Annotated in this window: 30 protein-coding genes; 5 read left to right on the top strand and 25 right to left on the bottom strand. The window is 58.2% G+C overall.

The genetic code is table 11. The features are described 5' to 3' along the window. Nucleotides 1–31 precede the first annotated feature (31 nt). The 10 genes from HNP46_RS02635 to HNP46_RS02590 form a co-directional block, all read right to left on the bottom strand. Nucleotides 32–319, bottom strand: a complete 288-nt coding sequence (locus HNP46_RS02635) for a hypothetical protein (RefSeq protein ID WP_184585959.1) — start codon at nt 317–319, stop codon at nt 32–34. Nucleotides 320–355: 36 nt separating this feature from the next. After that, entirely contained in the window at nt 356–808 is a 453-nt protein-coding gene (locus HNP46_RS02630; RefSeq protein ID WP_184585958.1) for a helix-turn-helix domain-containing protein, read from the bottom strand. Beyond that, nucleotides 805–2,112, bottom strand: a complete 1,308-nt coding sequence (locus tag HNP46_RS02625) for a type II toxin-antitoxin system HipA family toxin (RefSeq protein WP_184585957.1) — start codon at nt 2,110–2,112, stop codon at nt 805–807. The genes HNP46_RS02630 and HNP46_RS02625 overlap by 4 nt, the downstream gene beginning before the upstream one ends. A 76-nt stretch (nt 2,113–2,188) precedes the next feature. After that, on the bottom strand, nt 2,189–2,587 hold the full coding sequence (locus tag HNP46_RS02620; protein WP_184585956.1) for a hypothetical protein: 399 nt from the start codon (nt 2,585–2,587) through the stop codon (nt 2,189–2,191). 72 nt (nt 2,588–2,659) lie between these two features. Beyond that, nucleotides 2,660–2,962: a hypothetical protein gene (locus HNP46_RS02615; RefSeq protein WP_184585955.1), complete on the bottom strand. Its 303-nt coding sequence runs from the start codon at nt 2,960–2,962 to the stop codon at nt 2,660–2,662. Further along, the gene (locus HNP46_RS02610; RefSeq protein ID WP_184585954.1) at nt 2,959–3,348 is read right to left on the bottom strand and encodes a hypothetical protein; all 390 of its coding nucleotides are present in this window, start codon (nt 3,346–3,348) and stop codon (nt 2,959–2,961) included. The genes HNP46_RS02615 and HNP46_RS02610 overlap by 4 nt, the downstream gene beginning before the upstream one ends. Next, nucleotides 3,345–3,755 carry a hypothetical protein gene (locus HNP46_RS02605; protein WP_184585953.1) on the bottom strand — a complete coding sequence of 137 codons (411 nt, stop codon included), beginning with the start codon at nt 3,753–3,755 and terminating at the stop codon, nt 3,345–3,347. Before HNP46_RS02605 ends, HNP46_RS02610 begins: the two co-directional genes overlap by 4 nt. Nucleotides 3,756–4,243: 488 nt before the next feature. Beyond that, entirely contained in the window at nt 4,244–4,675 is a 432-nt protein-coding gene (locus HNP46_RS02600) for a hypothetical protein (RefSeq protein WP_184585952.1), read from the bottom strand. A 420-nt stretch (nt 4,676–5,095) separates the two neighbouring features. Continuing rightward, nucleotides 5,096–5,512, bottom strand: coding sequence for a hypothetical protein (locus HNP46_RS02595; protein ID WP_184585951.1), 417 nt, complete (start codon nt 5,510–5,512; stop codon nt 5,096–5,098). Nucleotides 5,513–6,146: 634 nt separating this feature from the next. Further along, complete coding sequence (locus HNP46_RS02590; protein ID WP_221454578.1) at nt 6,147–6,368, bottom strand: hypothetical protein; 222 nt, start codon at nt 6,366–6,368, stop codon at nt 6,147–6,149. Nucleotides 6,369–6,610: 242 nt separating this feature from the next. Here HNP46_RS02590 and HNP46_RS02585 point away from each other — a divergent pair, with 242 nt between their 5' ends. Continuing rightward, nucleotides 6,611–7,216 carry a hypothetical protein gene (locus HNP46_RS02585; RefSeq protein ID WP_184585949.1) on the top strand — a complete coding sequence of 202 codons (606 nt, stop codon included), beginning with the start codon at nt 6,611–6,613 and terminating at the stop codon, nt 7,214–7,216. Here HNP46_RS02585 and HNP46_RS02580 read toward each other — a convergent pair. Genes HNP46_RS02580 through HNP46_RS02560 form a run of 5 tightly spaced genes read right to left on the bottom strand, consistent with a single transcriptional unit; the run spans nt 7,209 to nt 9,248 of the window. Further along, the gene (locus HNP46_RS02580) at nt 7,209–7,730 is read right to left on the bottom strand and encodes a hypothetical protein (RefSeq protein ID WP_184585948.1); all 522 of its coding nucleotides are present in this window, start codon (nt 7,728–7,730) and stop codon (nt 7,209–7,211) included. The two genes, HNP46_RS02585 and HNP46_RS02580, sit on opposite strands and share 8 nt — an antisense overlap. Nucleotides 7,731–7,763: 33 nt before the next feature. Then, nucleotides 7,764–8,030, bottom strand: a complete 267-nt coding sequence (locus HNP46_RS02575) for a hypothetical protein (protein ID WP_184585947.1) — start codon at nt 8,028–8,030, stop codon at nt 7,764–7,766. Between the two features lie 10 nt (nt 8,031–8,040). Next, on the bottom strand, nt 8,041–8,247 hold the full coding sequence (locus HNP46_RS02570; RefSeq protein WP_184585946.1) for a hypothetical protein: 207 nt from the start codon (nt 8,245–8,247) through the stop codon (nt 8,041–8,043). 44 nt (nt 8,248–8,291) lie between these two features. Continuing rightward, nucleotides 8,292–8,867 (bottom strand): hypothetical protein, encoded by a 576-nt coding sequence (locus HNP46_RS02565; RefSeq protein ID WP_184585945.1) that lies wholly within the window; start codon nt 8,865–8,867, stop codon nt 8,292–8,294. 39 nt (nt 8,868–8,906) lie between these two features. Continuing rightward, nucleotides 8,907–9,248 carry a hypothetical protein gene (locus tag HNP46_RS02560; protein WP_184585944.1) on the bottom strand — a complete coding sequence of 114 codons (342 nt, stop codon included), beginning with the start codon at nt 9,246–9,248 and terminating at the stop codon, nt 8,907–8,909. A gap of 163 nt (nt 9,249–9,411) precedes the next feature. Here HNP46_RS02560 and HNP46_RS02555 point away from each other — a divergent pair, with 163 nt between their 5' ends. The 3 genes from HNP46_RS02555 to HNP46_RS02545 all read left to right on the top strand — a co-directional run bounded on the left by HNP46_RS02555 (nt 9,412) and on the right by HNP46_RS02545 (nt 10,940). Further along, nucleotides 9,412–10,098, top strand: coding sequence for a hypothetical protein (locus HNP46_RS02555; protein ID WP_184585943.1), 687 nt, complete (start codon nt 9,412–9,414; stop codon nt 10,096–10,098). Continuing rightward, entirely contained in the window at nt 10,095–10,499 is a 405-nt protein-coding gene (locus HNP46_RS02550; RefSeq protein ID WP_184585942.1) for a hypothetical protein, read from the top strand. The genes HNP46_RS02555 and HNP46_RS02550 overlap by 4 nt, the downstream gene beginning before the upstream one ends. 63 nt (nt 10,500–10,562) lie before the next feature. Beyond that, on the top strand, nt 10,563–10,940 hold the full coding sequence (locus tag HNP46_RS02545; protein ID WP_260403058.1) for a C2H2-type zinc finger protein: 378 nt from the start codon (nt 10,563–10,565) through the stop codon (nt 10,938–10,940). A gap of 47 nt (nt 10,941–10,987) precedes the next feature. Here HNP46_RS02545 and HNP46_RS02540 read toward each other — a convergent pair whose 3' ends face one another. Then, the gene (locus tag HNP46_RS02540) at nt 10,988–12,637 is read right to left on the bottom strand and encodes a hypothetical protein (protein WP_184585940.1); all 1,650 of its coding nucleotides are present in this window, start codon (nt 12,635–12,637) and stop codon (nt 10,988–10,990) included. A 120-nt stretch (nt 12,638–12,757) separates the two neighbouring features. Here HNP46_RS02540 and HNP46_RS02535 point away from each other — a divergent pair, with 120 nt between their 5' ends. Next, the gene (locus HNP46_RS02535) at nt 12,758–13,195 is read left to right on the top strand and encodes a hypothetical protein (RefSeq protein ID WP_184585939.1); all 438 of its coding nucleotides are present in this window, start codon (nt 12,758–12,760) and stop codon (nt 13,193–13,195) included. 4 nt (nt 13,196–13,199) lie between these two features. On the opposite strand, the gene HNP46_RS02530 is transcribed toward HNP46_RS02535, so the two are convergent. From HNP46_RS02530 to HNP46_RS02490, 9 genes are all read right to left on the bottom strand, one after another. Then, complete coding sequence (locus HNP46_RS02530; RefSeq protein WP_184585938.1) at nt 13,200–13,469, bottom strand: hypothetical protein; 270 nt, start codon at nt 13,467–13,469, stop codon at nt 13,200–13,202. 26 nt (nt 13,470–13,495) lie between these two features. After that, nucleotides 13,496–15,103 carry a hypothetical protein gene (locus HNP46_RS02525; protein ID WP_184585937.1) on the bottom strand — a complete coding sequence of 536 codons (1,608 nt, stop codon included), beginning with the start codon at nt 15,101–15,103 and terminating at the stop codon, nt 13,496–13,498. A gap of 75 nt (nt 15,104–15,178) precedes the next feature. Next, entirely contained in the window at nt 15,179–16,807 is a 1,629-nt protein-coding gene (locus tag HNP46_RS02520) for a hypothetical protein (protein WP_184585936.1), read from the bottom strand. A 35-nt stretch (nt 16,808–16,842) separates the two neighbouring features. Further along, complete coding sequence (locus HNP46_RS02515; protein WP_184585935.1) at nt 16,843–18,438, bottom strand: hypothetical protein; 1,596 nt, start codon at nt 18,436–18,438, stop codon at nt 16,843–16,845. Between the two features lie 68 nt (nt 18,439–18,506). Continuing rightward, nucleotides 18,507–20,174 (bottom strand): hypothetical protein, encoded by a 1,668-nt coding sequence (locus HNP46_RS02510; protein WP_184585934.1) that lies wholly within the window; start codon nt 20,172–20,174, stop codon nt 18,507–18,509. Between the two features lie 41 nt (nt 20,175–20,215). Continuing rightward, entirely contained in the window at nt 20,216–21,838 is a 1,623-nt protein-coding gene (locus tag HNP46_RS02505) for a hypothetical protein (protein ID WP_184585933.1), read from the bottom strand. A 101-nt stretch (nt 21,839–21,939) separates the two neighbouring features. Then, nucleotides 21,940–22,353: a hypothetical protein gene (locus tag HNP46_RS02500; RefSeq protein WP_184585932.1), complete on the bottom strand. Its 414-nt coding sequence runs from the start codon at nt 22,351–22,353 to the stop codon at nt 21,940–21,942. Between the two features lie 98 nt (nt 22,354–22,451). Then, on the bottom strand, nt 22,452–23,996 hold the full coding sequence (locus HNP46_RS02495; RefSeq protein WP_184585931.1) for a hypothetical protein: 1,545 nt from the start codon (nt 23,994–23,996) through the stop codon (nt 22,452–22,454). Beyond that, a complete protein-coding gene (locus HNP46_RS02490) occupies nt 23,996–25,561 on the bottom strand; it encodes a hypothetical protein (RefSeq protein ID WP_184585930.1) in 1,566 nt (521 codons plus the stop codon). The genes HNP46_RS02495 and HNP46_RS02490 overlap by 1 nt, the downstream gene beginning before the upstream one ends. Nucleotides 25,562–25,576 lie beyond the last annotated feature (15 nt).

Raw genomic sequence — 25,576 nt, 5'->3', positions numbered from 1 at the left:
TTCTCCGATCAGTTTCTAATGGCGCGGGTCATCAGCAGTCACTCCACTCGCCACGCCGGGCAACAATATCGTCGAAAACGGAAGCCAGGACTTTCTTTGCCTCGGCGGTCTTTTTGCGGTCAATTTCTTCGAGGAAGAAATCATCGCAGTACAGGCAAGCGAGGCCCTCAGCGTTGATCTCGCACTGCAGGTACTTGGCCGCGTTCTTGTCACCCCGGTTTTCGAAGAACTCGTCGAAGCCGTAGTAGCCGCCATCGCCCGGCTTGATGCTCAGCAGGTACTTCCAGGCAGCACTGAGGTTGTAGCGCGAATTCGCCATGTAACGCCGTTCCGTCGATTCGAGTGATGGGCACTGCTACTCAGCGGTGCCACTGTCCTGCTTTTGTTTGGCAGCTGCCGCAGCCTTGGCTCTGACCAGCTTCGGGTTTTTACCGCGTTTAGGTGCCCGGCGGGTAGCCTTAGATTTCTCCAAAGCCTCGTAGCGGGGCTTAGGAATAGTCATGGTGCCGGCAATAGGGATAGTACCTCGTGGCAGCCAAGTCGGCTTTGACGGCCCGAAGTGGATGCCCAGGCCGAAAGGACGAATGACGCGCAGGAGCGTATCCAACCGAGGATTCCCCTTGTCACTCTCGATCTCGTACAGCGCCCTGGTCGACATCTTACAAAGCTCTGCGAAAGTGCCCTGATCCACTCCCAGAACCTCTACGCGCAGACGGCGTATCGTCTCGCCAATACCTGCTCCCATGGCAAGGCCCTGACAGATCTCTTCGATCAGAGTTGCGCGTGCAATTGGGTCAAGCTGTTTCATATCAGGCCCCATTCAGCAAGGCGTGCATCGAGGTTGTTTAGAGGCAAGGACGCGGCGGCGCGGATGCCCTCCGGAATGCCGGCGAGAAGGTCAGGCAACGCGCGAAATTCATGCGCGGCCTGAACCAGGCGACCGTACAGGACATCGGCTTGGGTTAAATCACCAAGCTCTGCGCAAATCATCTCCCACATCGGGGCAGCAACGCGCTCGTAGTGCCACTTGGTCACGCGTGTGACGCCCTCTTCATCCAAGATCATTGGCGCGAGGTCATAAATCGGCGCCAGCCTGAATCTTTCAGCTTCACGGATGATCGCCGTGTTCCGGCCATGGTTGTCGGAGTTGCCCAGGATACGGTTGAGCAGGTCGCGGCGAACGTACTCGAAGATCAGGTCATCAACCTCATCCCCTTGCCCGTTGTTCTGCCAGTGTGCCACCAGCGTCCGGATGACGACCTCGTGCTGCATGTACGCACCAGGAGTAGTCACGTTGCAAACCGAGTACACCGACTCAAGCGGCAAGCGCTCCACCCCGCCGTCAACAACGCGGCGATCAAAGCGCGGCATCCAGAGGCTGGGGTTCCTGCCCTCCTCCAGCGCCAGCCCATCCACCGGTACAGTTTCGAGCCCAAGCTCGGCAATGGCGCGGTAGTAGTGGTACTCGGTGCGCAGAATGTCCTTGTCACGCTCAGTCACTTTGTTGCGGGCAAACTTGATGAGCCAATGGCGTGCCACCTGCTCGTCGGGAATCATCGCATCGGCGTAGAGCGCGCCATCGAGGCCTTCGGTCATCACCAGTTTGGGAGCCTGACCTTGTGCCCCGGTGGCTCCACCGAGTGCTGCGCCAGCTTCGTAAGCGTATTCGAGGAAGGCGTTGGTTCTGTCTACAACCTCCTGGCGTGTGAAGGCCTCCACCAGGCCTGGAGCGAGAGACTCCACAGACTCCTTCACACGCAGGTTCCCGATGGGGGCCGGAGTGCAGCGGCGCAGCAGGAAGAACTCCATGTCCATGCCATCGGGCTTATCCCCGCCAAAACGTGCCTCCAGAGACTTCCTGGCTGCTCCTGCGGGGATGATGTCGTAGACAAAAGCCGGATAACCGAGGGTATCCACGGTGTTGAACGACACCGGCATGTTCAGGGTTAACGCAGGCTCGAAGATCGAATCCGGGAAGTCGAGACCGTACTCGAGCTCGTAACCAACACTTACCCGGCCTTCCTCAACCTTTGCAGGGTTCAGCACGGCCATCTTCGCGGCATCGCGCCATTCACCGCCAACAAAGGCCTGGATCGTGAGAAGCTCGGTCATGGTAAAAAACCAGCAATCAGCTCTTTAATGCTGGTTATTCTATCTCAACCCGACCTAATCAGCAACAAAGCGCGGATTATCGGAAATCGCAGATGTCCTTGGCGATTTCCGAAGGGCGTGGCCCGATGGCGATCAAGAACACCATAAGGAACAGCAGAAGACCACCGAGCATGACGAGCGACCCCACGGCGCGCAGCATCGTCAAGGTGTAGTCAAAGGGAGGCCGGCCCAGCACCAACACGCCGACACTGTAGACGAACTCCCCGATTGCCTGGCCAAGGACATAACCGAACATGGCCAGCATCAAGATCACGACCGGGGCGAACAGCGCAATGCACAGAAGTGCTTCCCCGGAGTCCCTAAACGCCCGGTAGGATTCTTGCTGGCGACGCCAGGACTTCTTCAGCTGAGTGCCCCACCAGGGGAGGAAATTAGCGAGCAGGCGGCGAAGCGATACTGCGTTGCGGGAGCCCATGGAAATCCTCAATCGGCAATAAAGTGCGTGTTGTAACGCAGAAATCGACTGTAACCGGCAATTTAGCTCCGATTACGAATTTCCGGCGGCTTCTCTCTTGGCCTTTGCCGCCGCATGTTCCTTGGCCATTTCGAGGCCAACAAAGAACAGGAACATGCCCCCGGCGCAGACAAACATGCTGTTGATCATGGCCAGCAGGAGCGTGGGGTGGCTCACCGCCCTGCCCGACTCGTTCATGCTCTCGTAGCCTACGATCTCCCACCCAACCTGGCCCATGACCCAGCCAGGCATCAACAGGGCAACGATCAGAAAACCACCAAGCTGGGCCAGCTGGTAAATGACTCGGGCCAGCACGACAAAGAAATTCCAGATCATGGCGCGCTCCTATGGGCAGCCAGGTTGGGTTGAAACGCCTTTTCGCGCCCGGCGGAAAACAACCTGATGGCTCGGAAAATCAGCCAGCCGATCAGCCCGGCCAGTCCAAGCAACGAAAAAATGGCGGTGCCCAGGAAAACCCCTTGGATCAGATGCCCAGGCAGGCCCAGGTGCGCCTGCAGGATCGACAGGTCATTGCCATGCAGCACGGTGATGCCCGAGAGGGAAACCAACCAGCCCACCATGGCGATCACCGCCAGGGTGGCGATAGCACCGCCCACCAGGAGCGCCAGGTACATCACCGCCCTGGCGATGCCATGGGCACCCTGGCGAAAGCGCGTGGACGCCCAGTCCCCAAGATGCCGACGAAGAGGCACCCCGGTCATCGTCTACGCCCTACCAATCCCTTGAGGACGTCGTAACGCCTTGACGGGTCATTGGTGTAGTTGGAGAAGTCGCGATACAGGAAGTAGCCAATGCCGGCGGCCGCAACCAGACAAACAGCCACCACAGCACCATCAGCCATAGCCGGAACGAGTTTTGCGGCCAGCGATGAGTGGAAGTGACTGAAGGCTCCTGGCCTGAAGGTAACGATGGTTTTTCCGAGGTAATGGAGCTGCAGACCCAGGATTAAAAACAGGGTGAGACCAGCTACAAAGCTGACCGCCAGGGACAGGACGGCAATCAGGAGTTGGAACGCCAGACGCACCAGCAGGCACAGACGGCTGGTCATCCAGTCCAGGACTGCGAGAAGCAGTTCAACCATGGCGGAAGCAGCTTGAGCCTTACGCATGCGCGCCTCCAACATCAGTCTCGTCATCTAGTGCCGGCGGCGCCCGGCGAGTGTGCTTTGCCACAGGGGCGCCGATGCTGGCTCGCTGAGAGTACGCATCAGCATTGGTGTGTCCGGCCGCCCATTCGCCCTCAAAAACCAGGCCCTGGCCATTGAAACGAAAGTCGCGCCCATAGAGCGGCGGGCCTTCACACTTCAGCTCTACTGCCGGGCCTCGCTGCGTGATGAACCAGTATATGCACAGGAGCACGGTGACGATTGAGGACAAAACCAGGTGGCCCATGAAGTACGAGGCTACAGCAACTCTGCCTGCATCTGACATCTGTGACCGAAAGGCCTGGATGCCCGTAGGATCGAAGATGCACAGCCCATGTTCGTAGAGGACGGAGCCGAGCGGGTACGAGAAGACCAGGTAGAAGCCCCCCAGGACAGCACACAGTGCTTTCGCATGACATGCACCAGGTCGAGGAACTTAGACTTGAGGTAACTCATGCGCCGGCACCTTCCTTCGAGCCGTAGGAGCAGACCTTTGCTGCGAACCGGCGCAGTGCGCGAATGCACTCGATCAACCTTCCGATGAGCCCTTTGATACCAATGAACAAGGATACACCCATGATCAGGAGGATGAGACCCAGCAACATGATATCTCTGTAGCTTGGGCTGCGGCCTGGGTACAGGAGGTTGAACGGGTAGCCGATCCAAGCGCAGATCCAGCCAATCGCATACGCTGCAACGGCAAGGCCAAGGAACAGCCCGGTGAGGCCTCCTGCAAAAAGCCCTGTCATTTTCACGAAAAACTTCAGCTTTTGCCCAAGCTCGCCTCGCATCTCAGTCACGAGCCATGGGATCAACTTGCGGAAAAACAGCGAAGCAGTGCACTGGTTCGAAGCATTACTGGCCGCTTTTTTCGGATCACTCACCCTGCCGATCTCCTATCGATGATGAATGGATGTCGCCAGCCTATGCCGGCGACAGGTTAATTCGACCCCTTTGGGTCGTAATTGCAGATCGACTCAGCCAAGGCCCTGAGGCCTCGATAGGCACGCCTGGCCAAAGCAGGAACGCCCAAGATCAAACACAGCGCCAGAAAGCAGATCAACATGAAAGGCACCACTCCGTTAGCGATGTCCAGGAACAGACCAGGTATCCAATGCAGGTCGTCATGAGGCGGTAGCTGATCGAGCCAGATGAGGCACTTGCTGGAGCAGTACGAACCGAGTAGGAACAGCAACACCAGGAGACAGGGCTTCCACTTTGCGATGACCTTTCGACAGAGAGGAATCACCACGACTCCAAGTGCCCAAGGCAGCAAATTTCGAGTGAAACGGCCCGGTGTGCACTTAGCTTCGGTCATGGCTCTCGGCTCCAGATTGATCACCACCATCACCAGAACCTACCGGCTCCGCTCCCTCAGGATCGAAAGCGCAAATTTCTCTGATGATCAGATAGAGCAAGTACCAAGGGCCTGCGATAACGACTGCGGCGACAATCAACACCACCACGGCCATCAGCATAAAGCTCCAGCCCAAGCCGTACATCTGAAGCAAAGAACGACTGTTCCAGGTTTCTGGAAGATTTCCAGACAGGCTCCAATCGACAAGCACGAACACCAGGATTGGAATGCAGGCGCTAGTGGTCATGTAGAAAGCAACCCAGAAGATGCCCTTACCTGCCTTGGCCAGGAAGCCAGGCATCACAGCACAAAGCCAGGGCCAGAAATTTCGGGCAATGCGCCCAAGGCTACAGCTGACGGTCATTCACAATCCCCTTGAGGCGCTCCAGGGCAGTCTCTGCCGTGGATACAGTTTTCTGATCTTCGAAGTGGAAGGCGTCCATCATGAGTCGATGGATCTTCCGCCCAACAAAACGCCAGAGGCGCCAACACCAATAGGCAACAGTCCAGGCGCCAAGAGAGAAACCGGCTAGAAAAATGCCAAGAATGGTCGAAGATAATCCGAACCAGTCCATAGGGGTATCACATGACGGGAAGTACCAGCCAGCACAGCTGACAGCCCTGAACACAGTGGCCAGAATGCAGATTAGGAGCCAATCCAGGAAAAGCACTCCAGCCACAAAGGCGAAAGACCTCAAGGCACGCGACCAGAATCGAGTTGAGATCAAGAATTGCAGCAAGCTTGCCTTCACGGTGGGGCATTTCCCCTCGTCACTCCATCGTGAAAGGCTCATCGACAAGCACCCGCAGCTCTATGGCTTCGCTGAAAACAAGGGATCTCACCACTGTTTGATTCCTTGATCATCCCGTACACCAGCGAGAAAGCACCGTACTGAAGGATCACCGCCACAGTGAGCGCGAACAGAGCGCCCATACAGAGGAAGAAACGCCTGATGACCTTGTAGAAGCTGGGCACAGGCCGGCGCCGGCAGGAGCGCTTACGGATTTTCATCGAAGGACACCACCGAGTTGAAAAAGCGAACGACAGCGATTAGGCCGACGAAGATCAAAGCCGCCGTCTCCATCCCTGCGGAGAAAGCAGAAGCAGCGTCAAGGTCGGGACTCAGCATCCCGGCATACATCATGATCTGGCCGAGCGCCCAGGATACGAGCCCAAAAGCTGCGGCTGCCACGTAGAAGACAAACAGCTCCGAGTCCATACACTCCTTGCAGAAGGAAATTCCCCATGGGAAAAGGTTCCTGAAGAACCGTCGCCACACAGATTTCGAAGCGGACATAGAGGACATTCCCTGAACAAGGGCATGCCGGCGAATGGCTTAGCACCCTGAAAAGTGGGCATACCGGATTGCCGGCATCACAATTTCACATATATTGTCACCTTTCATCGGAATCTGGAACCGGATTCCTTTGCACCTAAATTGCTCGTACCAAGGAGTGTGCCTTGCTGTACATCAGCCCTTTCACCAAGAACCTGTACGCAAAGCGCCTGGTAAAGCATGACCTCAGCGGCAACCAGCGAGTGCAGCTTATCTACGCAATCGAGGATCTCGCCGGCCACATCGGCCGGATGGCCAGCGCCATGCGCGTGTCGGCCATTGTGCGTGGCGTCCCCCAGGATGAAAAATGCAGACGCTACAACGGACGCTATGACGGCGTGTTGATCCTCTCACACTACCTGCGCGGCGAGCTCGATGAGGCGCTGCAGGACACCATGTACGGCGGCAACGCGCTCAACACCTACGAGATAGCCGAGAACCCAAAGCTAGTGCGTCTGTCGCCGCAATACTACGAGAGGTTGCTGAAGGAGATTGCGCTAACCGATGAACAGCTCCACGGGCTGGAGAACCAAGTCGAGAGCTGGATCGAAACGGGCAGCAGACACCTGAAGGCCATCGAAGTCGAGATGACCAAGGCGCCAGCGCAGGAGGGGTATGTGGACGAGATTGTCTACGTCAGCAGCGTCATCACTGGCCTGCACCTGGCACTTCAACTCCTGAACGGAACGCTACAGAGCATCTATCCAGAGCCGGAAGGCAACCTTAGCTAGCTGCCTTCAGCTCCCCTGCACTGCAGCGAAGGGTGCGTCGCGCGGCGTCGACGTTGGCCTTGAGCGTGTTTCGATCATGGGTGATGCCGATGTACTGGATCAGCTCATCGAACGGCAGCGCGGCCTCCCAGGCGATAAGCTCGGGATCAGACATTTGACCTGCCGCATCTACCAGCTGTACGAGCTTGGGCATGAGCCGGCGGTAGGATTCATGATCGCGCATGTCCCGCTCGCGCTCGGTGATGTCGCCGTGCATCGAGTACGGAGAGACAACCGGCCCGGCCACGGGCTGATCCATCGCCTGCTCCAGGGCGATCTTCATCACCATGTCGCGGGCGGCGTTGAAGTGGCCATCCAGGGCCGAGAACGGTTTGCACAGGTTGGCCAGCTCATTGAGCTTGCCGGCCTTTTTCATCTTGGCGCGCTGGCGCCAGTGAAGGACATCGCCGGCAAGTTCCGAGATGTTGGCCAGGGCGAACGCATGGGCTGCCCGGTAGTCGACGCTGGGGATCATTGGAAATAGGTTTTCCTGAATGCGCGCGGGCGGCTATTCGCCGCGTGTGAGTCCATCGCTCTCGATCTTGTAAGCACCAGCGCCACCGTCGAGGTTGAAGGCGTTGATGTCGGCGAGGATCAGGCGCGAGATCATGTCGTCGCCATGGATCGGCCGCAGAGACGACCCATCGCCGCCGCCGAAGACCTGGATGCCATCCTTGTTCATCTCCGCAAGAAGCTTCTCGAGCCGCTTCCGGTAGCGTTCGACCACCTTCGGGTCGATACCCGCTTCAGCGCACTCTGCGGTGTAGTCTGACATCATCTACTCCTCAGGCCGGGGCTGCGGCCTTGGGTTTCTTCGAGCGAACAACGTAGACACCGTCCACGTTAAAGAAGGCAACATCGAGGCCTTGAGCTTTGAGGCCGTCAGCGTGCGCGATGGCCTGGGCGGCGGCGGAGCTCTCGCCGGCAATGCTGGCGATCCGGGCAACCGCTGCGCGGGTTATTTCCTTGCCTTGCAGTTCTTGTTTGGTCATCACTTTGCTATCTCCGTGTGGGGCAGACACCCTGCCCGCCTGGATTAGTGGGCCTGGGGCAGGCCGGTAGTTGTTGCCGCTTCGGGCAACGCATCGGGGTCGGAGACAACGAAGTTGGAGTCAAAGACGGCCGAGACGCTCAGGTTCCAGAAATCATCTTCCTTCGCCAGGTAACCATCCTCGAAGGGCCATTCGATGGTCGGCAGCGAAGGTACTTGCTTGGCGTACTTCAAATCCAGATGCGAACAGACGTGGCCGTCCTTGTCGAGCCAGAGTAGTCGCCAGCCAGTGGGCTCAACCGCGACTGCAAGGCATGAATAGCCGGGAACATAGGGCGGCCACACCCAGTCGCGTTTCAGGTGCAGAGCGCTATAGCTGTGGTCGTGAACCCAGAGGCCGCCCTCGACCTTGCGGAAGGGCTGAACTTCAGCCAGGGCTTCGAGCGTCTCAATAATCAGCTCGATGGGAGCGTCCAAGCTTGCTTCGAGCAGGTACTCGCGCACCTCCTCCAGGGACACCGGGCGGATACGGCTGCGCAGGCAGTCCGTGATCTCCGAGAAGACCTCGTGGGTGTCAGTGCACTGGAAAGGCTCAGGCTTGGCGATGATTGCGGTCGACATTGACGTAGCGTCCTTGCTTGGGAGGCAGGATTGAAAGATTCAGACCTGCACTTCGATTTCAACATTGAAGCCCGGCAGCTGGGGCGCGGCATCATCGAGGGCCTTCAAGACCCGGTTGCGCAGCTCATCAGCCGTGCAGCCTTCCTCTGTCAGATCTCCCTGACTGATGACGACCTTGATCAGCATGCCGTTACCGGTGCCGACCGCGAAACACTCGGGGTTGTTCCAGGCATCAACTGCGAGTTCTACAGTGTCAGCCGCCGGGCCGTCACAGCCACAGGTATCGCAGCATACGTAGAAGTTGTCCTGGTCATTGCTGGAAATCCCGAACTTGGAGCCCTTGCAGTACAGACAGTTGCGCAGATTGTATTTTTTGGTCATCTCGGGCTCCTGCCCTGCATGCGATTCGATGAACACAGTGTATCACTTTGACATGATGGAGCAAGGGGTATTTGTGCCGCTACGCGCAATTATTTTGCGATGACGCTGCCAATCGGAGGTGCGTTCTGGCAAGATGCCGCCTCGATTCTCCAGGTGCTCCATCATGTTCGAAGACCAAACCGGGACGATGCTCAAAGACATCAACCCTGAAGAGGTAATGACCCTCGCTCGCGAAGCGCTGGATGGCATGCGCCTGAAAGTCATGCCAGCGGCTTTCTACCGCCAATTCTCGCAGCAATCTCGGTCGGTCTTCTGCGCGGGTATTGGTCTCTACGGTCTGCCGACATTCGAACTCCTAGACGTGATCAACGAGCTGATCATGGAAGTCAGCCCGAGCCGCAACGCAATCGAGATCGGCGCCGGAAACGGCGTGCTCGGACGCGGTCTTGGTATCCCCATGACGGACAACTACCAACAGGAGAATCAAGAGCTGATCGACCTGTATCAGTCGGAAAACTTGGCCCCAGTCACCTATAGCCCCGACGTGATCCGTATCGACGGCAACAAGGCCGTGAAGGAAATGCGCCCGGACGTAGTTGTCGCCTCCTGGGTAACCCACCGGTGGGATGAGCGCCGGCCTGAGCATAAAGGCAACATCATCGGTGTGGACGAAGAAGAACTCCTGACCGGCGTCAAGCGCTACATCATGCTGGGTAACAGCGGCGTGCACGCGATAAAACCGATTATGGCGCGCGTGGATCGCGTGATCGAAGGTGACTTCATCTTCGGCCGCAGCCTGCAGTATCCCGACAAACACGCCCTATTCGTCTGGGAAGGCAGCCGCACATGAGCCCCTGCCCTATCTGCCTGCGCAACTACGATCACAGGGATTCGACTGAGCTGTTCGACCACCGGCAGTACCATAGGCTATTGGCCTGCGGTGGCGTTCCTATTGAGATCGCGGAATTCCAGACACAATATCGTGACTTCAAAACCAAGGGTATCGCCGGGATTCTTGCGCTCCGCGAACGAGTGAATCCGGACATTGTCCGCTTGGCGGCAGCTTACGCCTGGTGGGATATCGCCCTGAGCGCCGGCATAGACCAGGAAGAGTTCACGCGCTTCATGACTGCACACCTGGAGCTGGCGCGCGCATTGACCGGAGAAGGCGACGAGAAGAGTGCTCGCGACAGGGTTCGGGAGTGGGCGCGTTTTGTTCCACCCGTGGAGTCCCCAAAATCTCTACACTGAGACTGTCGTTCCATCTCGATCTGGGTGTAGGCTCGCCGTTCCCTGTTCAGAGAGATCAACAGCATGGCTACCTGCAAGATCTGCAACATGACCTATGCCGAGGACGTCGCTGACGACGTCCGTCTGCATAAAGCCGAGCACCGAAAGCTTGCCGCCGGTAAGTTGCCCCTGAAGATCCGAGAGTTCCTGAAGAGCTTCGGCTGGGCAATAGCGCACAACGACGGCGGCCTGGAACGCCTAAAAGACAATTTCGACCCAGAGATCGGAAGGCTCGCCGTTGCCTTCTCCTGGTGGAACCGCGCCAGCGCTCAGGGTGCCCCAAAGAAAGACTTCGACCGCTTCATGGCGTCTCACCTGGCATTCGCCGAATCATTGGTCACAGGAGTCGGCGAAAAGGAAGCCTCTCGCGCCATCAAAGAATGGGAAAAGTTCGCCGGGTAACGATGGGAAAAGCCGGCCAAAGGCCGGCCTTCTCCAATCGCCTCGACCTAGAGGTCGAAGGAAGTCAGCGCCAAGCGCGTTGCGTCTCTATCCGGGGCATGGTTCATGTAGCTGCTGTCCAGCAGTCCTGCTTCGACGGCACCCACGATCAGCCCCTTGTTGGCCATGCAGATTTCCTGCACCAACTCTGCCGGGGCCTCAGCGGCCACCACCTGGTAAACAGCCAGAGGCAGCTCTTCGATCTCCGTATTGAAATGATTGGTCAGCTTTACGCGCTTCCAGTCCGATGCTTTCATCGCAGAACCAGGTTTCGCATGGAGCGCCACGATTGCCGACTCCGCAACCACGTGAATTGCAGTGCGATGAGCGATTTCAGCCTTGGTCATGCTGGCCAGGGGAGGAAGATTCTTGATCAGGTTCTGCGACTGCGCACCAGCCAGGATCTTCTTCCCGTGACGCAGCACATGGGTGCGCAGAATCCTTTCGCTCTCCTCCTGCACAGTACTGAAGGCTCCTGTCTCCTCGCCTACCTGTAGAGCATAAACCAGTTTGGACAGGCCATCCTTGAAGCTGTAACCATTGCCAATGGACGGCACCGGGGCGTGGATTTCATTGCGCTGCAGGGCGCAACGGGCCAGGAGGTAGGAGAAAGAGATGGTCTTTCCCTCGAGGGTGGTGTTGCTCAGACTCTTGATACTCTTGAGTCTGGCCAGTCCAATCGGAGACTTGGCGATTCGGGCGACGAACTTGTCCAGTTCGGGGATGACCGTGGATTCGATGGCCCACTCCCACTCCTCATCGGTCTTGACCCAGTCGCCGGCCAGGATCAGCTCGATCAACCTCGTATTCCGGGCCTTCATGAACGCTTCGTCGTCGAGCCCGTTAATGAACTCCAGCACCTTCTCTGGGAAAGTGCGCAGCGCAGATCGGACAGCGTCGACCTTGTCCACGGTAACGCCGCGCAGGATCGGGTCTTTGAAGAGGTGATCGTCCAGCAGCTGGTTGGCAATGCCCTTGAGCTGCTCGTGATCTTTGTAAGCAAACAGGACGCCCTCACAAGTGGCGGCATCGAACCTGAAGTTCTCGCTCACGAAGCGCAGGATGGCCTCAATGACATTGCATTGGCCGGGGGTGGGTCGCTTGGGTAGCGAACCGATCACGTTATTGCCAATGGACAAGTCCCTGAGCGCAGCCTCAGAGAGGAACATCTTGAGGTTGGTCAGGGAAGTCTTGAGACCGGCCCATACATCGGCCAGGTCGGTGTCCCTGATGGTCGCCATCGGGCGCATAGCTTCTTCGATGGAGTCCAGCTCGAACTCCAGGCCGTAGACGTCGCGGGCGCGAACGAGAATGTCGATGAAGTGCTGGTGGATCAGCAGCGTCTCCGGAGCTGGCGCCAGCACGTTGTCTCGCACTTCGGTCACGAAGCGCAGATCGACGAGCAACGACTTGGCCGTCTGCTTGTCGACGATGCTCAGCCCCTCTTCCAGGAGCTGGACATTGAGGAACTCCGCCGAAGCGTTGATAAGGGCGCGCGCCAGTGGCTCCTTCTGGCTTTGCCTGGCCATCTGGCGCATCTCTTCAATCTTTTCCAGATGCTCGGCGTTGAGCGTATCGGAGGCGCCGACGTTGACCAGCAGCTCCTGAATCTCGTAGTCGAAGTCGTAGTCGTCGTCGGGAATGGTAATGCCGGTCATCAGTGTTCTCCTGGATACCCCTATCCTGGCCCAGGAGCACTATTTGCGGCAAATTGCGTGAGGCTATGCAAGAATCCAGAGCACTCGGCCAGCTGGCCACCAGACCTGCAAGGAGTAGGCATGTACGAAGACGAAATGGATCAAGAAGCCAAGGAACTTGAGCTCCTGGAGAAGATCGCCAGCGCGAAGCTCGATGAGCTCAGGGAAGTCCCGAAGGGTGCTCAGTTTGGTCGCCGACTAGAGCTAGGCGCGACGAGCAACGTAGACATTGAACAAGCCATCAAGGCGCAGCTGGTCGACATAGGCCGGCGCATGGGCCCGGACTTCCTGATCAACACGCCGGCCGTGGCCTTGGAGCAGTTCTCGATCCAGGCCATCGTGCGTGACGAAGACACCGCCGGCCTGCTCAAGAGCCTGGTCAACAGCTTCATGCTCGCCTACCTGACACCCGAGACCACTGAGCGCGCCGTGGCCCACCTGCAGGGTCTGGAAGCACTGCGCCTGGAAGTCGCAAAAACGCGCCAGGCGCGGCACGGTGAAGGCCCCTCGGTGCACTGAGGCGCTACTTCTGGAAGAGCTGGCGCCAGAAAGCCATGAGCGCCAGCTTCAGCCGGCGCCTTAACCGTGCTGCCGGAGGCGCCTCCCATAGCGGGGACTTCCTATCGGGGGCGTTGTCGCTCAGGTCGTGGAGCGTGGCGCAGTTTCCGCAACTGATGAGCACCGCCGGGAACAGTTCGCCCCGGATGTCGTGCCCGGTAGGGTCGATAACGTGGCTGAACATGTCCTTACAGCCGCAGTTTCCGCAGATCAGGTGCAGTCTGGCTCGCGCCATGGTTCACTCCTTTGGCCGGCGGCCGGTCACAGTTCCAGAACTTTCATCATCAGGGCCGTGCAGCCCGGATCACTGGCGTTGTTCAAGTACTCAGGGCCCAGCAACTGCAGGTCGATGGCACCGATGATGAGATCCTTGTTGTTGAGGCACATTTCGTGGATCAGCTCCTGTGGTGCCTGGCTGAGCACTAGCTTCACCGCTTCAGGGGCGCCGTCAGGAGTGAAAATCTGCTCAAACAGCGGGTCATCTAGGCCGATGGTGTGGTTCACACCATGGAATACCCGATAGGTCGACCAGTAGATGCAGACCCGCTCCACCATCTCACTGAGCCCAATCGCGTCCCTCTCCGGCCAGCCGTAGGCGGCAGCTAGCTTGGGGTAGACCCTGCCACACGACGGCACCAGGTTGCTACGGATTAGCTCCAGGTACTGGGGCCGCTGTTCATCCAGCGCCCTCGTTGGGTCGTACTGGCTGTAGACCTGGGCCAGGCGATCCACACTGCCCATCTCCAGGACTTTCGGCAAAGGCTCGACCAGGCCCAATTCCGACAAGTAGCGGTGCCCCAGCAGAAACGCATACGAGAAGCTCAAATCGTAGAGATTGCGACCGCCGATCTCCTTGATTCGTCCAAGGCGATCCCTCATGAACTGATCCTGCGCAAGAAGCAGGCAGAACTTCTGCAGCAACCCCGGCACCTTCATGTTCTCGGGCCTACCCAGGTGTGAGAAGTACAACCAGTCTCGGCTAAACACCACCCGTAGGAGCGAATCACTGATGATCTGGCGTAAGTCCCCGATGCCCGGCTTCAGGAGATAGGCCAGCACCTCTTCTGGGCGCTTGCGAAGAATCCGCTCGAATCCCTCCTCTTCAAAGGGAAGCAGGCCGTTGCGGATCATCCGGGTGAAGTCTTCATAGCCACCTGGGCACAGATGCTCGCAGACCTCCTCCAGACCGGCAACCGCGCGCAGCTCCATGAGCTTTTCCCGGCAGCGTTCTTCATTGAAGTTGAGCGTATCGTGGACGTACCAGAGGAGTCTGCAGGCAAAAGGAGCCTGCTCTGGCTTCAAGGTTTTCGGCAAGCCCAGGATCAGCGCATCACCAATCACCGGCAGGATGAAGGCCTTCTCGGAGATGATTTTCTCCAGTAGCGCTAGACGCCCCAGGAGTCGGGCCTGGAAGCCTTCCAGTGTAGCCCCACCCCACCGTACATCTTCGAGGACGCTGAGCGCGGCCCAGATGCAGTCGCTCTCGAAGGAGGCGCCATGGTGACGCGCAGCGCTACGTAGGAGCGAAACGAAGCGCTCATCCGTGACGTCGCTGCCGGAGAAGGTGCGGTACTTGTCGAAGACCATATCCCGGAAGGCACCGATCACCGCCGGCCTCAGCAACACCTCAGACGAGACGCGGATGCCGAAGATGGCCATGCACAGATCAAACAGCCTCGGGCAGTTAGCCTGAGTCACGAAGAGGAACATCGGCTGGGCGAGATCAGGCCTGCGTTTCGCAGGCACCTGGGCGATGAGCGCCTTCACCTTAGCGAGCTCCGCGTCATCCAGCGGCCGGCCATAGCGCTCATGGAGATAGTCCTGCAGGCGAGCTATCGCCGGGTGATCAGCAACAACATCAGTGGTCATGACGAACGTCCGGAATAGTCAGGATTCCCATGGTGCCACCAACCCCCTTTAGTGACAAATTGTCAATTTCAGAGCCTAAACCTCTAGGGTTTGGCTCATCAGCAGTGTCGCACCTTCGTCGGTCGCCTCGCAGATGTAGGACTCCGGCAGCAGTTTCAGGTCGATAGCCGGCGCGAAAAGGCGCCTGTCAAAACGGCATATCTCAAGGATCAGTTCCTCAGGCGCCTCCTTTGCCAAAAGCTCCCGAGGCGAGATGTAATCCAAGAGGCGCGTTCCGGGTTGATTCATGGCCTTTTCGAGGTCATCAGGCACACCGAATTGGTAGTGCGCTGTCACTTGCAGCCACCGAGTGACCACGACGCGCTGACGCATTTCATGGTCAGTGATGGTCTCTGCCCCCGGCCAAGAGAGCTTCGGCGCCATAATCTGATAGCCCACCAGGCAGTCATCGTGGATAGCGGCCTTCAACTTCGCCATGTGACTGGCGCGCGAGTCAGCAAACAACCCATGGGGGTCGGGCAGGAGCAGCACATCCGCCAAAGAGCTGAGGAAACCGGGATGGGTTAGTCGAGGAAGCTCGAAAATCACACCGGCAGTTGCCAGGGAGGCGTTTGAGAGCAAAAAGCTGACCGAGAATTTGTCATCCTCCAAGCTTTCACCAGAGAACTCCTTGATTCGGGCCAGCCGACCGGCCATGAAGGGATCTCGGGTGATGAGCTGGCAGAAGCGATCCAGCATGAAACGCACATGCTGATATTCTGGGTCGTCGATACCATGAATGCAGCGCATCCAGGGCCCGGTCAGAACTACTCTGAGCAGGCTTTCAGTGATGGCCTTGTGGAATGCGTCCTGGCCGATCCTGAGCAAGCAGCTGAGCACCTCAACCGGATTATCGCTCAAGTACTTCAATAACTTATCTTCATCACAAGGCAGCATTCCCTGCGTTAGGATGGTGAAGTAGCTATCGTCGGGCTCAGGCTGCAACTTACGCGCAAGGGCACTGAGCTCTGAATTATTTCTCAGTTCATGAAGGTGCTCGCGGCATCGCTCCCGATTGAAATAGAGATTGTCGACTACGTATTGGAGAAGCGTCCGCTGGCACTCGATGATCTTTTCGTGGTCAGAAGGCCGTACCCGCAGCAACACAGCATCACCAACCAACTCATCTCGAAATTGGTCACGCGATACCGTATCTCGGAAGACGTTCAACAGATTCGGCATGCGCACCTGCATGTCCAGCCAGGCCACACTGCTTCCTGTGGGAGTGATTACAGTAGCGGCAGGACGTATCAGACGAAGCAGTGCCTCCAGGCAATCGCGTTCGAACGGCATACCGTGGACATCGCTACCGCGTCTCACCATGCGAACGAACTCGGGCTGAATCTCAGGATCGCAATCCGTTGACACCGAAGCCAGGTACAGGCTGTCGCGCATAGCGATCAGTAGCTCTGGCTCCAGCATCAGCTCCTCGGATTCACCCTCCCCTAGGAACATAGCCGCAGTCCCGGCCAGCCGGGGACACAACGACTTGCAAGCACCTAGCAAGACCTTCCTCGCTGCCTGTCGATGGAGGTCAGCCGGCAGGCCCTGCATGAAGCTGTATAGCCCCAGCAGCTGCTCGTCGGTCGGCAGCAGGCCCTTGATCTCAGCGAGGAGGCTATCGAGGGTGGCGAGGCTTGTTTCGCGCTGGGCGGAGGTGGTCATCGGTAGTTCCTTGGTTGAACTTGGGCCGGCGCCGATCAGAGGCCCAGGTTGTCCTTCATCAGGAAGGTAGCCGCGCGATCCGAGGCTTCGCCGACGTAGGTGTCCGGCAGCAGGCCCATCTTGATAGCGCCAGCGAACAGATCGAAGTCAGCCCGGCACAGATTCAGCACCAACTGGTGCCCAGCAAGCTTGGAGATCGCCATACGAGGCTCTTCAAATTGCAGGCTGATGGGAATGTCCATGCCGCCGTACTTGTTCTCGCTTTCCAGCTCCCGCGCCGTTGCTGCGGTCATGGCCAACTGCAGACAAACGCGCTCGATTACCTCGCGTTTCGGGATACTGTCGACTTCTGGCCAGCCGCAGGACTCTTTGAGGTAGCCGTAGGCCTCAAAGGCAGGCGCTTCCAGGTACTCAGCAATCCGAGCCGTCAGACTCCGGCGCTGATTGTCCAGAATGCCATGGGGGTCATTCAAGACAAGCGCAGCGGCAACTTCTTCAATGCGCTCGATGTCGTGGCTGATGTAGGGCATGTCATCCAACATGCCGCATTCCGCCAGCAAGAACCTCGACACTAGGAACGCAGGGGTTATCTGGAGGTTCTCCACGTTTTCCGAGGCAAGCCTCAGCTCTTCGAGCCGGCTGGAAATGAACGGCACCGTGGCCATCAGGCGGATGAGGTTCTCCAGGTTCCGCACTGCCGCAACGTAGGAGGCGGTGGCCAGAGTACCCTCGTAGCCAAGCCAGTCGCCTGCCAGTACCACTTCGAGCAGGGTGTCGGTTAGCACGCTGGGGAGCTCGGAGACCTTCTTCGACGCCAGGTGCCATAGAACCGCATCAGGCCGCAACCTCATTGCGCCGAGCAGCGTCTGGGAATCCTGAGGGATCACGCCATTGTCGACCAGGGCGACATAGCCGTTGGTTCCGTCAGGAAGCAGAGCGTTGGCAGCCTCCTCGAGCCATTTGTTGCTCCGCATGCTGATGATCGTGGCCTGACAACGAGGCATGTCGAATTTGAGGTTGTCGCGAACGTACTCCAGCACACCAACCAGTGGAACGGAGTTCTCTTTGTTCGACGACGCAGGCAGCCCAAGGATGACCGCATCCCCTACCATCTCGCGCTTAAGCGCCAGCGGGGTAACAACCTTGCTCAGTTGCACCAGGCACTGCAGGAGATTGGCCGCATAGTCTTTCCGGACAAGCACATTGTGCCGGCTGATGCAGTGGATCATCTGCTCGATGCAGAAAGACTCCAGCGAGAGCCCGTACTTCTCCACCCCCTTGCAGACAATCTCCAGGAACGGCTCCGGCGCCTGCTTGCCCGGCCCGATACCACGGAACTCCCGGAAAATCCGGGTCACGACTCTGGCCAAGACCTTTTGATCCATCAGGTACTCAGCGACCTGTTCCTCGGAGCCGAAGTGCTTGGATGCGTGAAGCATCGGAACGCTGAGGTTGTGGAGCGCGGTTTCCAGGATGAAGAAAAGCTTCAGGGGGCGCTCACTATCAGGAGTGCGGGCCGCAATCTCTGCTATCCCGGCGTCCAATGCTTCAGACGGCGCCTGTAGGTTTTGAGTTTGGAGGAAGGCCCCGAGCGAGATGCTAGAAGGGGTGTGATTCGATTTGGTCGGCATGCTCTACGTCCGTGAGTAGCGATAGTGCCATTATGTCATGACGCACATTTGTCGGCAAATTGCAGGGGCTAGATTTCCATCACTGACATCATATCGTTCGTCCAGAACAGGTCGGCCTGCTCATGCCGATAGGACTCGTCCAGGACACCGCACTCCAGCGCACCTGCGGCCAGGTAGGCATTGCGAAGCCCTAGCTCCAGGCGCAGCTCCTCAGGGGCCGTCAGAGCAACCCCTTCGCGCACCATCTTGTTCTTGAACATACTCGCGGTGCCGCCACCCAGGATTTGCCCGACGGGGATGGCCTCCATGAGCGGCAGGTGCTTCATGTAGTTGACGTGGTCGCTCTTGAGGGTCTTTTCCAGCTTGTCGCGCGCGCAGATCTCGCAAGAAACTTGCACTGCCACCCGCTGGACAAGCTGGCGCGCGGTAAGCGTCTCAGGCTTGGGCCAGGAAGCGAAGTAGCCTGAGTTTAGCGCCGCCTGGTAAATCTCCTGAGCACGGGGCAGTAGAGCGTTGCACAGGGATTCGATTGCTTCCTCGGCTTCTTCCTGCAACACGCCATCCATCCTGGCCCTGCTGATAGCGAGGATCAGGTTGATGCAGTTGCCCTCCTCGCTGGCCACGGCCGCAGGGAAGGCCGAGTTCACCCCGGCTTCGCGGAGCGCCTGGCGCCCCATCAGGTAAGAACCGCTGCAGGCCACCTCTGTAGCCAGACGCGGCGAAATGGTCGGCACCGCAAGGATCAGGTGTTTCATGAAAGGGTTAGCTACAAGGCGCTTGGCGATATCGTTCAGCAACTGCTGCACAAGCGGGTCTTTCGTGTGCCCCCACCCGACATTAGCAGCGGCCCAGTTTCCAGCCAGGATCAGCTGCAAAAGCTCGATGTTGAAGACCCGGTGGAAGTCACGATCCTTGAGCTTGTTGAGGAACATCAGGACTTCGGACGGATCTCTCCTGAGCGCAGTCAGAACATTGTCCGCCCGGCTCCTGAGGAGCCCATTGAGGATGTCGGCCCGGTACAGGGCGGTGAAGCTCAGATCGCTACAGACTTCACTGAGATCGCTGTACGTCTTGCTCAGGTACTCGAAACGCTCCTGACACTGGTGCGCGTCGTAGGAGAAGTTGTCCAACACCAGTTCGAGGAGATCGCTCACTGCGTGGACGTTGAAATCGTCGACGTTCTGGAGGGAGAGGATGATCGAGGTGCCAATAACGGGGTCATTGAGGGTCTCCCCCAGAACCATCTGTTTGAGAGCAAACGTCGAGCGCTCGAGTTTCTCAACCACCTCGACCATGTTCTTCCCAGACCGAATGGCAGGGAGAATGGATAGAAATTCAGAGATCGCCACCTGCTCGAAGGCGTAGCCATAAGACCGTACCGCGTTGGTCATCAGATCGAGGAAGCCCTGCCCCACTCCACCGATTCGATCCTTCGCCTGCTCGAACATCGCGTTGCGCACAGCAACCAGCAGCTCCGGGTCGCCGCACAGCGCAGCTAAGTCCTTCCTCTCAAGAGCACTCAGCGCCAGATCAAGCAGTTGGGGGTTAAGGTTCTCAGCTGAGGCCATAGCCAGCAGCTTAGCGGCGCGCTTGGAGTCTTCCTCGTTGAGCGTTAGCACCAACGACTTGCAGGACATGACCTCCTCAAAGGGCAGCTCCTGTTTGCGCCTGAGCGGCTCTAGCACTCGATCCAGGGTCTCGATGCTGTGCTGGCTGAGGTGTTCGAACGAATCCACGGAGTGCCCTTAAAAATGCATTAGAGCCGGCTCTTCCGGCATCACATGTCCAGTTCAGCGGCGAGGAGGCGCGTCTGGGCCGCCTCCGGCACGCTCGAAATCTCGGAGCCATCCACCAGGCCGACCCTGATGGAACCAGCAAGGCGCTCGGGTGTGGAGCGGCAAACCAGCTCGTGAACGTCGGCCGGGACACGAGCCGCTACCAGGGAGAAGGCATGGTAGTTGGCCAGGGTTTCCGCGACATCGCCATGGGTCAGATAGACAGGGATGTGTTCCATGTCTTCTTGGGAGAGCGACCCGGTAGCCGTAAGGGTCTCAAGAATGCCAATCTCCACCTGAATCTGAAGCGCAAACAGATCAAGCAAGCGTTCCCGGTCGGCTACACAGTCCGTATCGGTCGACGGCCATCCAGCCGGAAGCAGGCCGCCCTTTTCCAGACCAAAGCATTTCGCCGCAGCCAGGGCGCGCAGGCGATCACGGATGATCGCCATGACCTCGCCGTCCAGATCAGCGAAGTACCGAGTGCCGGCGTCTGCCAGAAATAGCTTGGTCAAGGAATCGATGCCTGTGTTGGACATCGAACTGGCGGAAGGCAATGGAGCCGTGAAGTACGGTTTGGCGAAACGGTACAGTAGCAGCCAGGGCCCATGAATGCTTTCAGGGCACTTCACATGATCCTTGAGGCGCTTGCGGTAGATCGGATTGTCCAACAGGCGTTGGACAAAAGCCTGGAACTCGGCGACCAGAGCCTTATCGCCCAGGCGGTCAAAGTTCTTCTCCGCCGAAATCCAGTCATCCTGCAGCACGAGCTCCAGGAGATCGTCAGTACAGGCCCGGTCGAACGCAGCCCCGCTCAGCCCGTTGATGAACCGCAACACCTCAAGGGGGTTGAAGGTCATCGCTGCAGCAAAGGAATGCAGGCCATCACGGCTCAGGCCGTTGGCCACGTACTCCCGATACCCTGATTCCTCCAGCAAGCCTTTGACAGAGTCGGCCAGGGCGGTTTCCGTGCCAATCTCCTCTAAAATCTGCCGGCAGCGGCCCTTGTCGAACCGCAGGTAGCTCTTAACCAGCGCCAGCGCCTCAGCCATCTGCGGTCGGTTGTCCAATGTGATGGTGTTGACCTTGGGCAGACGCTGGATGAACTTCGTGCCGACCGAAGTATCGGTGAAAACACCCTCGGAAACGAACTGTTTTGCGAGCAAAAGAGAGGTCTTGGCGTCCTTGAGGCCCCGCTCGAACGGTATATCCCCCTCCTTCACACGCGTCATGGGGCGCAGCGCAGCCTCCATGCTGTCCTGTTCGAACGCATACCCGTAGAGGTTGGCCGCTCGCTGCAGGGCCTGGATGAAGATCGGTGCAGCGTCGCCATCTGCGAACACGTTGTCACGAATCTCCATCAGAAGCCCAAGGTCACTCAGGCGCTCACGCGAAGCCTCGACCCCTGCCCACTCTATAGCTCGCTCCAGTAGCGCCGCGTTGAGGCTTGCGGCAGCAACCTCGAAGGCTCGCTCAACAGCGCCAGGGCGCTCACCCTCAGCAAGCTCCTCCCAGCGCGCCTGGAGGCGATTGCTGAAGGCAGGGCCCGACAGTTCATTGCCATACGCCCTGTAGAGGACATCGTTGAAGGCCATGATCTGCGGGGATGAGGGGAGACTGCTCACGCTGACTTCTCTTTTTAGGTGTAATTGCGAGCGATATTACTGGCTCAGCACTACTCATCAGTAGACCAGGGAAGCCACTATCTCCTCAAGCTAAAAGGGCTCTACTTTGCCTGCCCATAGTCGTCGCAACTGAGCAGGATCGACTGCGCCTTGTCCTCGCCCTCGTCATCCACGATCAGCACCCGGAACTCACCGCCAGCCTGCAGGAACGAGCGGATGTAGCTTGCCTCGCACCAAAGGCCTTTGTAGGCCTTGGCCCACTTGGCGAAGGATTCAGGTTGCATCATGCTGATGCTGCCCTGCATTTCTACCCGATAGGTCAACCTCCACTGGTCAACCGTGATCTTTCGCTCCCCGCTGTCCTGAATAGCGATAGAATTGAACTGCTCAGCCAGGCCATCGGCCTGCTCGCACGCAGCCTTGCGATCATTCGGGCAGGCCGGCTGCTTCAGGGAAAAATAGGCTACCACCGCCAGCGAGGCTGCAACGGCAAGCCCCAGTGCGATTCGTTTCATGGACAACTTCCTGGTTGGAGCCCAGTGGCTCAGAGCTGGCTAGTAGAACAGGCGCCGGCAGCCTGCTCAAGCAGGAATATCGATGAAAATGCTGACCTTCAGAGATCAAAGACCGAAGCCATCAGCCGGCTCTGCGACTCCTCAGGCAACGCGCTGATCTCTGAGCCATCTATCCATCCCAGCTTGAATGCGCCGGCCAGGTAGTTATCACTGGAGCGGAATACCTTCTCCTTGATCTCTGGCGCTACGTCCAGGGTCATGGCACTGCAGACCTTCAGATTGATGTTGTCGAGGTTCCTCTTGCGACTCTCCACCAGCTGGCAGAGCGGTAGCTCGAACTCGTTCTGATTCAGGTCTCCAACACCGAACTCATGGAGTTTCATGAAGGAACCTTCGACCACACGCTGTACGGCAAGCACACCCAGCGCGTCTTGCTTGGCCATACCCTCTACCCCCACCAACACAGTACCCTGCAGCTGATCCACGACTACCCCGATCTCATCGAGTTGATTGGCGATGTAGCGTCCCATGGAGGCTTGCATGTCCGTGTAGATGGACGAAAGCAGGCCGGCAGCCTGGTCGGCCACTCGGAAATCAGCGAGCAAGTCAGCAGAGGAGCCCGCTAGCACAATAGCCGGCGCCACGTAGAGGTGCACACCACTGTCCCGAGCGAAGGCGTAGGTAAGCAGATGGCCACCGTAGAGGTTCCTGTTCGCGACAAGCTCAGGGTTCTTCCTTGCCCTGTAAAGCAGGACAGGGTCAGCGACGATTCGGTTCACTAGGGCCCGGTGCCCTTCCAAGAAGCCTGGCTTGGCTATCAGGGCCTGATATGCATCCAGGGTGAACCACTTCGCGCCGAGTACGTAGGACATCAGCGTGTCAGTCATTGCGCGGTGGAAATCCGAACCGTCCAGGCTTTGGAGGAAGTCGTAGCAAAACGCTGTGTCCTTCGAAAGTGCGGCCTTCAAGACTAGCTCGTCGCCGGCACCAGCCCCAGCGAGGACGCATTCAGAAAACTCTGCTCGTTCGAGATGCGGAATGAGGTAGTTGTCGAGGGTTTCGTACCCCTTGGAAACAGCTTTCAGGCTCTCTTTCCACTTCGCTAATGGGAAGTTGAGCTCCTCGAACAGGAGTTTGAAGGCGATCAGGGTTTCATCTACATCGGCGCCCCGGTGCAGCAACTTGGCCAGGCAATCCCCGATGTAGGGGTTCGCGAGCACTGCCGACGACAAGAATTGACGCGCACGCGCCAGGCGAGCCGGGAATGTAGCCGCAATAGGCCCAACCCCGCCCAGCGGAGTCTTCCGCTTGCGCTGCAGCAAAGGCTCAACCAATTCCGCCACACAGGATTGCTGGAAAGCGACCGGATAGGCGCGCATCCCCCGCTGCAGCACATCAACGAAGACCGGTGCCACCGGCTCCTGGCTGGCAAGCACTGAGTTCAGGCACTGGTGCAGCAGCCCGAGATCCTCAAGACGCTGACGCGCCAGTTCCGGGCCTTCCGCCTGGATGCATGCCTCCAGGAGTTGCTGATCCAGCACACGGAACGCCTCGGTGTAGCCGGCAAGTAGCTGTTCTTCCGTCGGGTCACCGGTCAGGATGGCCAGGCGAATCGCGTCAACATCAGGCACGTCGGTCATCATCAGATATCCATCATCGAGGTCATAAGCCTCGTTTGGTCACGGTCAGAGAGCTCATGAAGATTTTCAGACCCGATCAAGCCCAGGTACAAGGCGCCGGCATGGTAGGCATCGCAGTGCTTGGCCAAGCCCTGCGCCATCTCCTTGGTCGCGGAGAGCGCAATACCCTGGCAGACCTTTCGATTGATCGAGCTGAGCACAGCTTTCTGCGACAGCCGATGAGACAGCGGCAGCTCTTTGAGCTGACTGGGCTGGAGGTTGTCTTGCAACCCGTGTAGGTCGCGGTAGCCCCACTCGATAGTGAACTGCAGGGCAACAGCCGCCAGCTCCTGCTTATCGGAGGCGAGTTTCACATTCGGGCCACAAGTGGCCAGGTAGGGCCAATCTGCAATCTCTGCTGACATCAGCTGGCGCCGGAGAACCCTGCGCTGGATTTCGAAGAGCTTGTCCTTTACCGAATCGAAGAGCCCCTTCTCTTTGTCTTCAAGAAGAAGGTCAGTTACGCGCTCGACCTCGAGCATGGAACCCATGGCGTGGGAGAGCTCGAGTTCAAATCCACAATGCTTGGCAAAGACATGAGTGAACATCAGCCCCGCCGTCGGCATGGAACTCCTGGACTGCAGAGTCATCTCCTTGATGCGATCAGCCATAAGCGGGCATGAGACCAGCCGGCGAACGAATTCCTCATGCCCTTGCTGGTAGCCCAGGTCGTTGGCCAGGTGCTGATACTGGCCGGTAGAAAGCCATCGCGCCTCGAGCAGGATAAGGAGGCAGTCGTCCGTCATGGCCTGAATGAACTGGTCGTCTGGCAGGCCATTCACGAATTCGTAGAACTCTCCCGCGCGTTCTTTGAGCTCATCCTGGATATGGGTGCAGCCATCACGTGCGAGACCGGCAAGGAAGTAGTCCTGATAGGTCTTCCGATCCTTCGACCTAAAGCGTCCAACCAGCTCATGGAGCTCAGGGCTGTTCTTCGCAATGACGTTCAACTTGCCATCCCAAAGCGACTTGTCGTAACCCATGTGCGGCAACAAGAAGGACAGGACTTTCAGGTTATCCGCGTTGTAGGTCGAGTAGTCCTCGCTATCCAGAGCGGAGATGATCATGCCGCCGAAGTATGGCCTCTTCAGTGTCTCCGGAGAGATGAACTCACGGCAGCATTCGAGCATCCGAACCAGGGGCTCAGTAAGAATGCCAATCCCGCCCATCTGCCTACTGCGGACATGGTTTGCTGTGTCTCGCAAGACATAGGCCATGCTGTCCTGCTCGAACACCAGCCGATAGGACGCACTGACGCGCTTGAGGACGTCGAAGAACATCGCCGGCACGTCACCCTCCTCTTCCAGCACCGCAGTCCGGAATCGCTTCAGCAGCAGGAGGTTGTCCAGGCGATCACGTGCAGCCTGTGGGCCATCACGCTCGATGCAACGCACCAGCAGATCCTCGGAGAGCATCTTTGCAGCCAGCTCGTAGGCATCGTCCATCTGCCAGTCCTCGAGGAGGCCGTCGACGATAGCGTTGTGAAGCCTGTGCTGCCCCAAATCGAGGTCGGAGAACTGAAGAGTCACCAAGGTATCCTTTTG

It is taken from the genome of Pseudomonas nitroreducens (genome assembly GCF_014204515.1).
GTDB classification, from domain to species: domain Bacteria; phylum Pseudomonadota; class Gammaproteobacteria; order Pseudomonadales; family Pseudomonadaceae; genus Pseudomonas; species Pseudomonas nitritireducens_A.
This window is presented reverse-complemented; position numbering and strand designations above follow the sequence as displayed.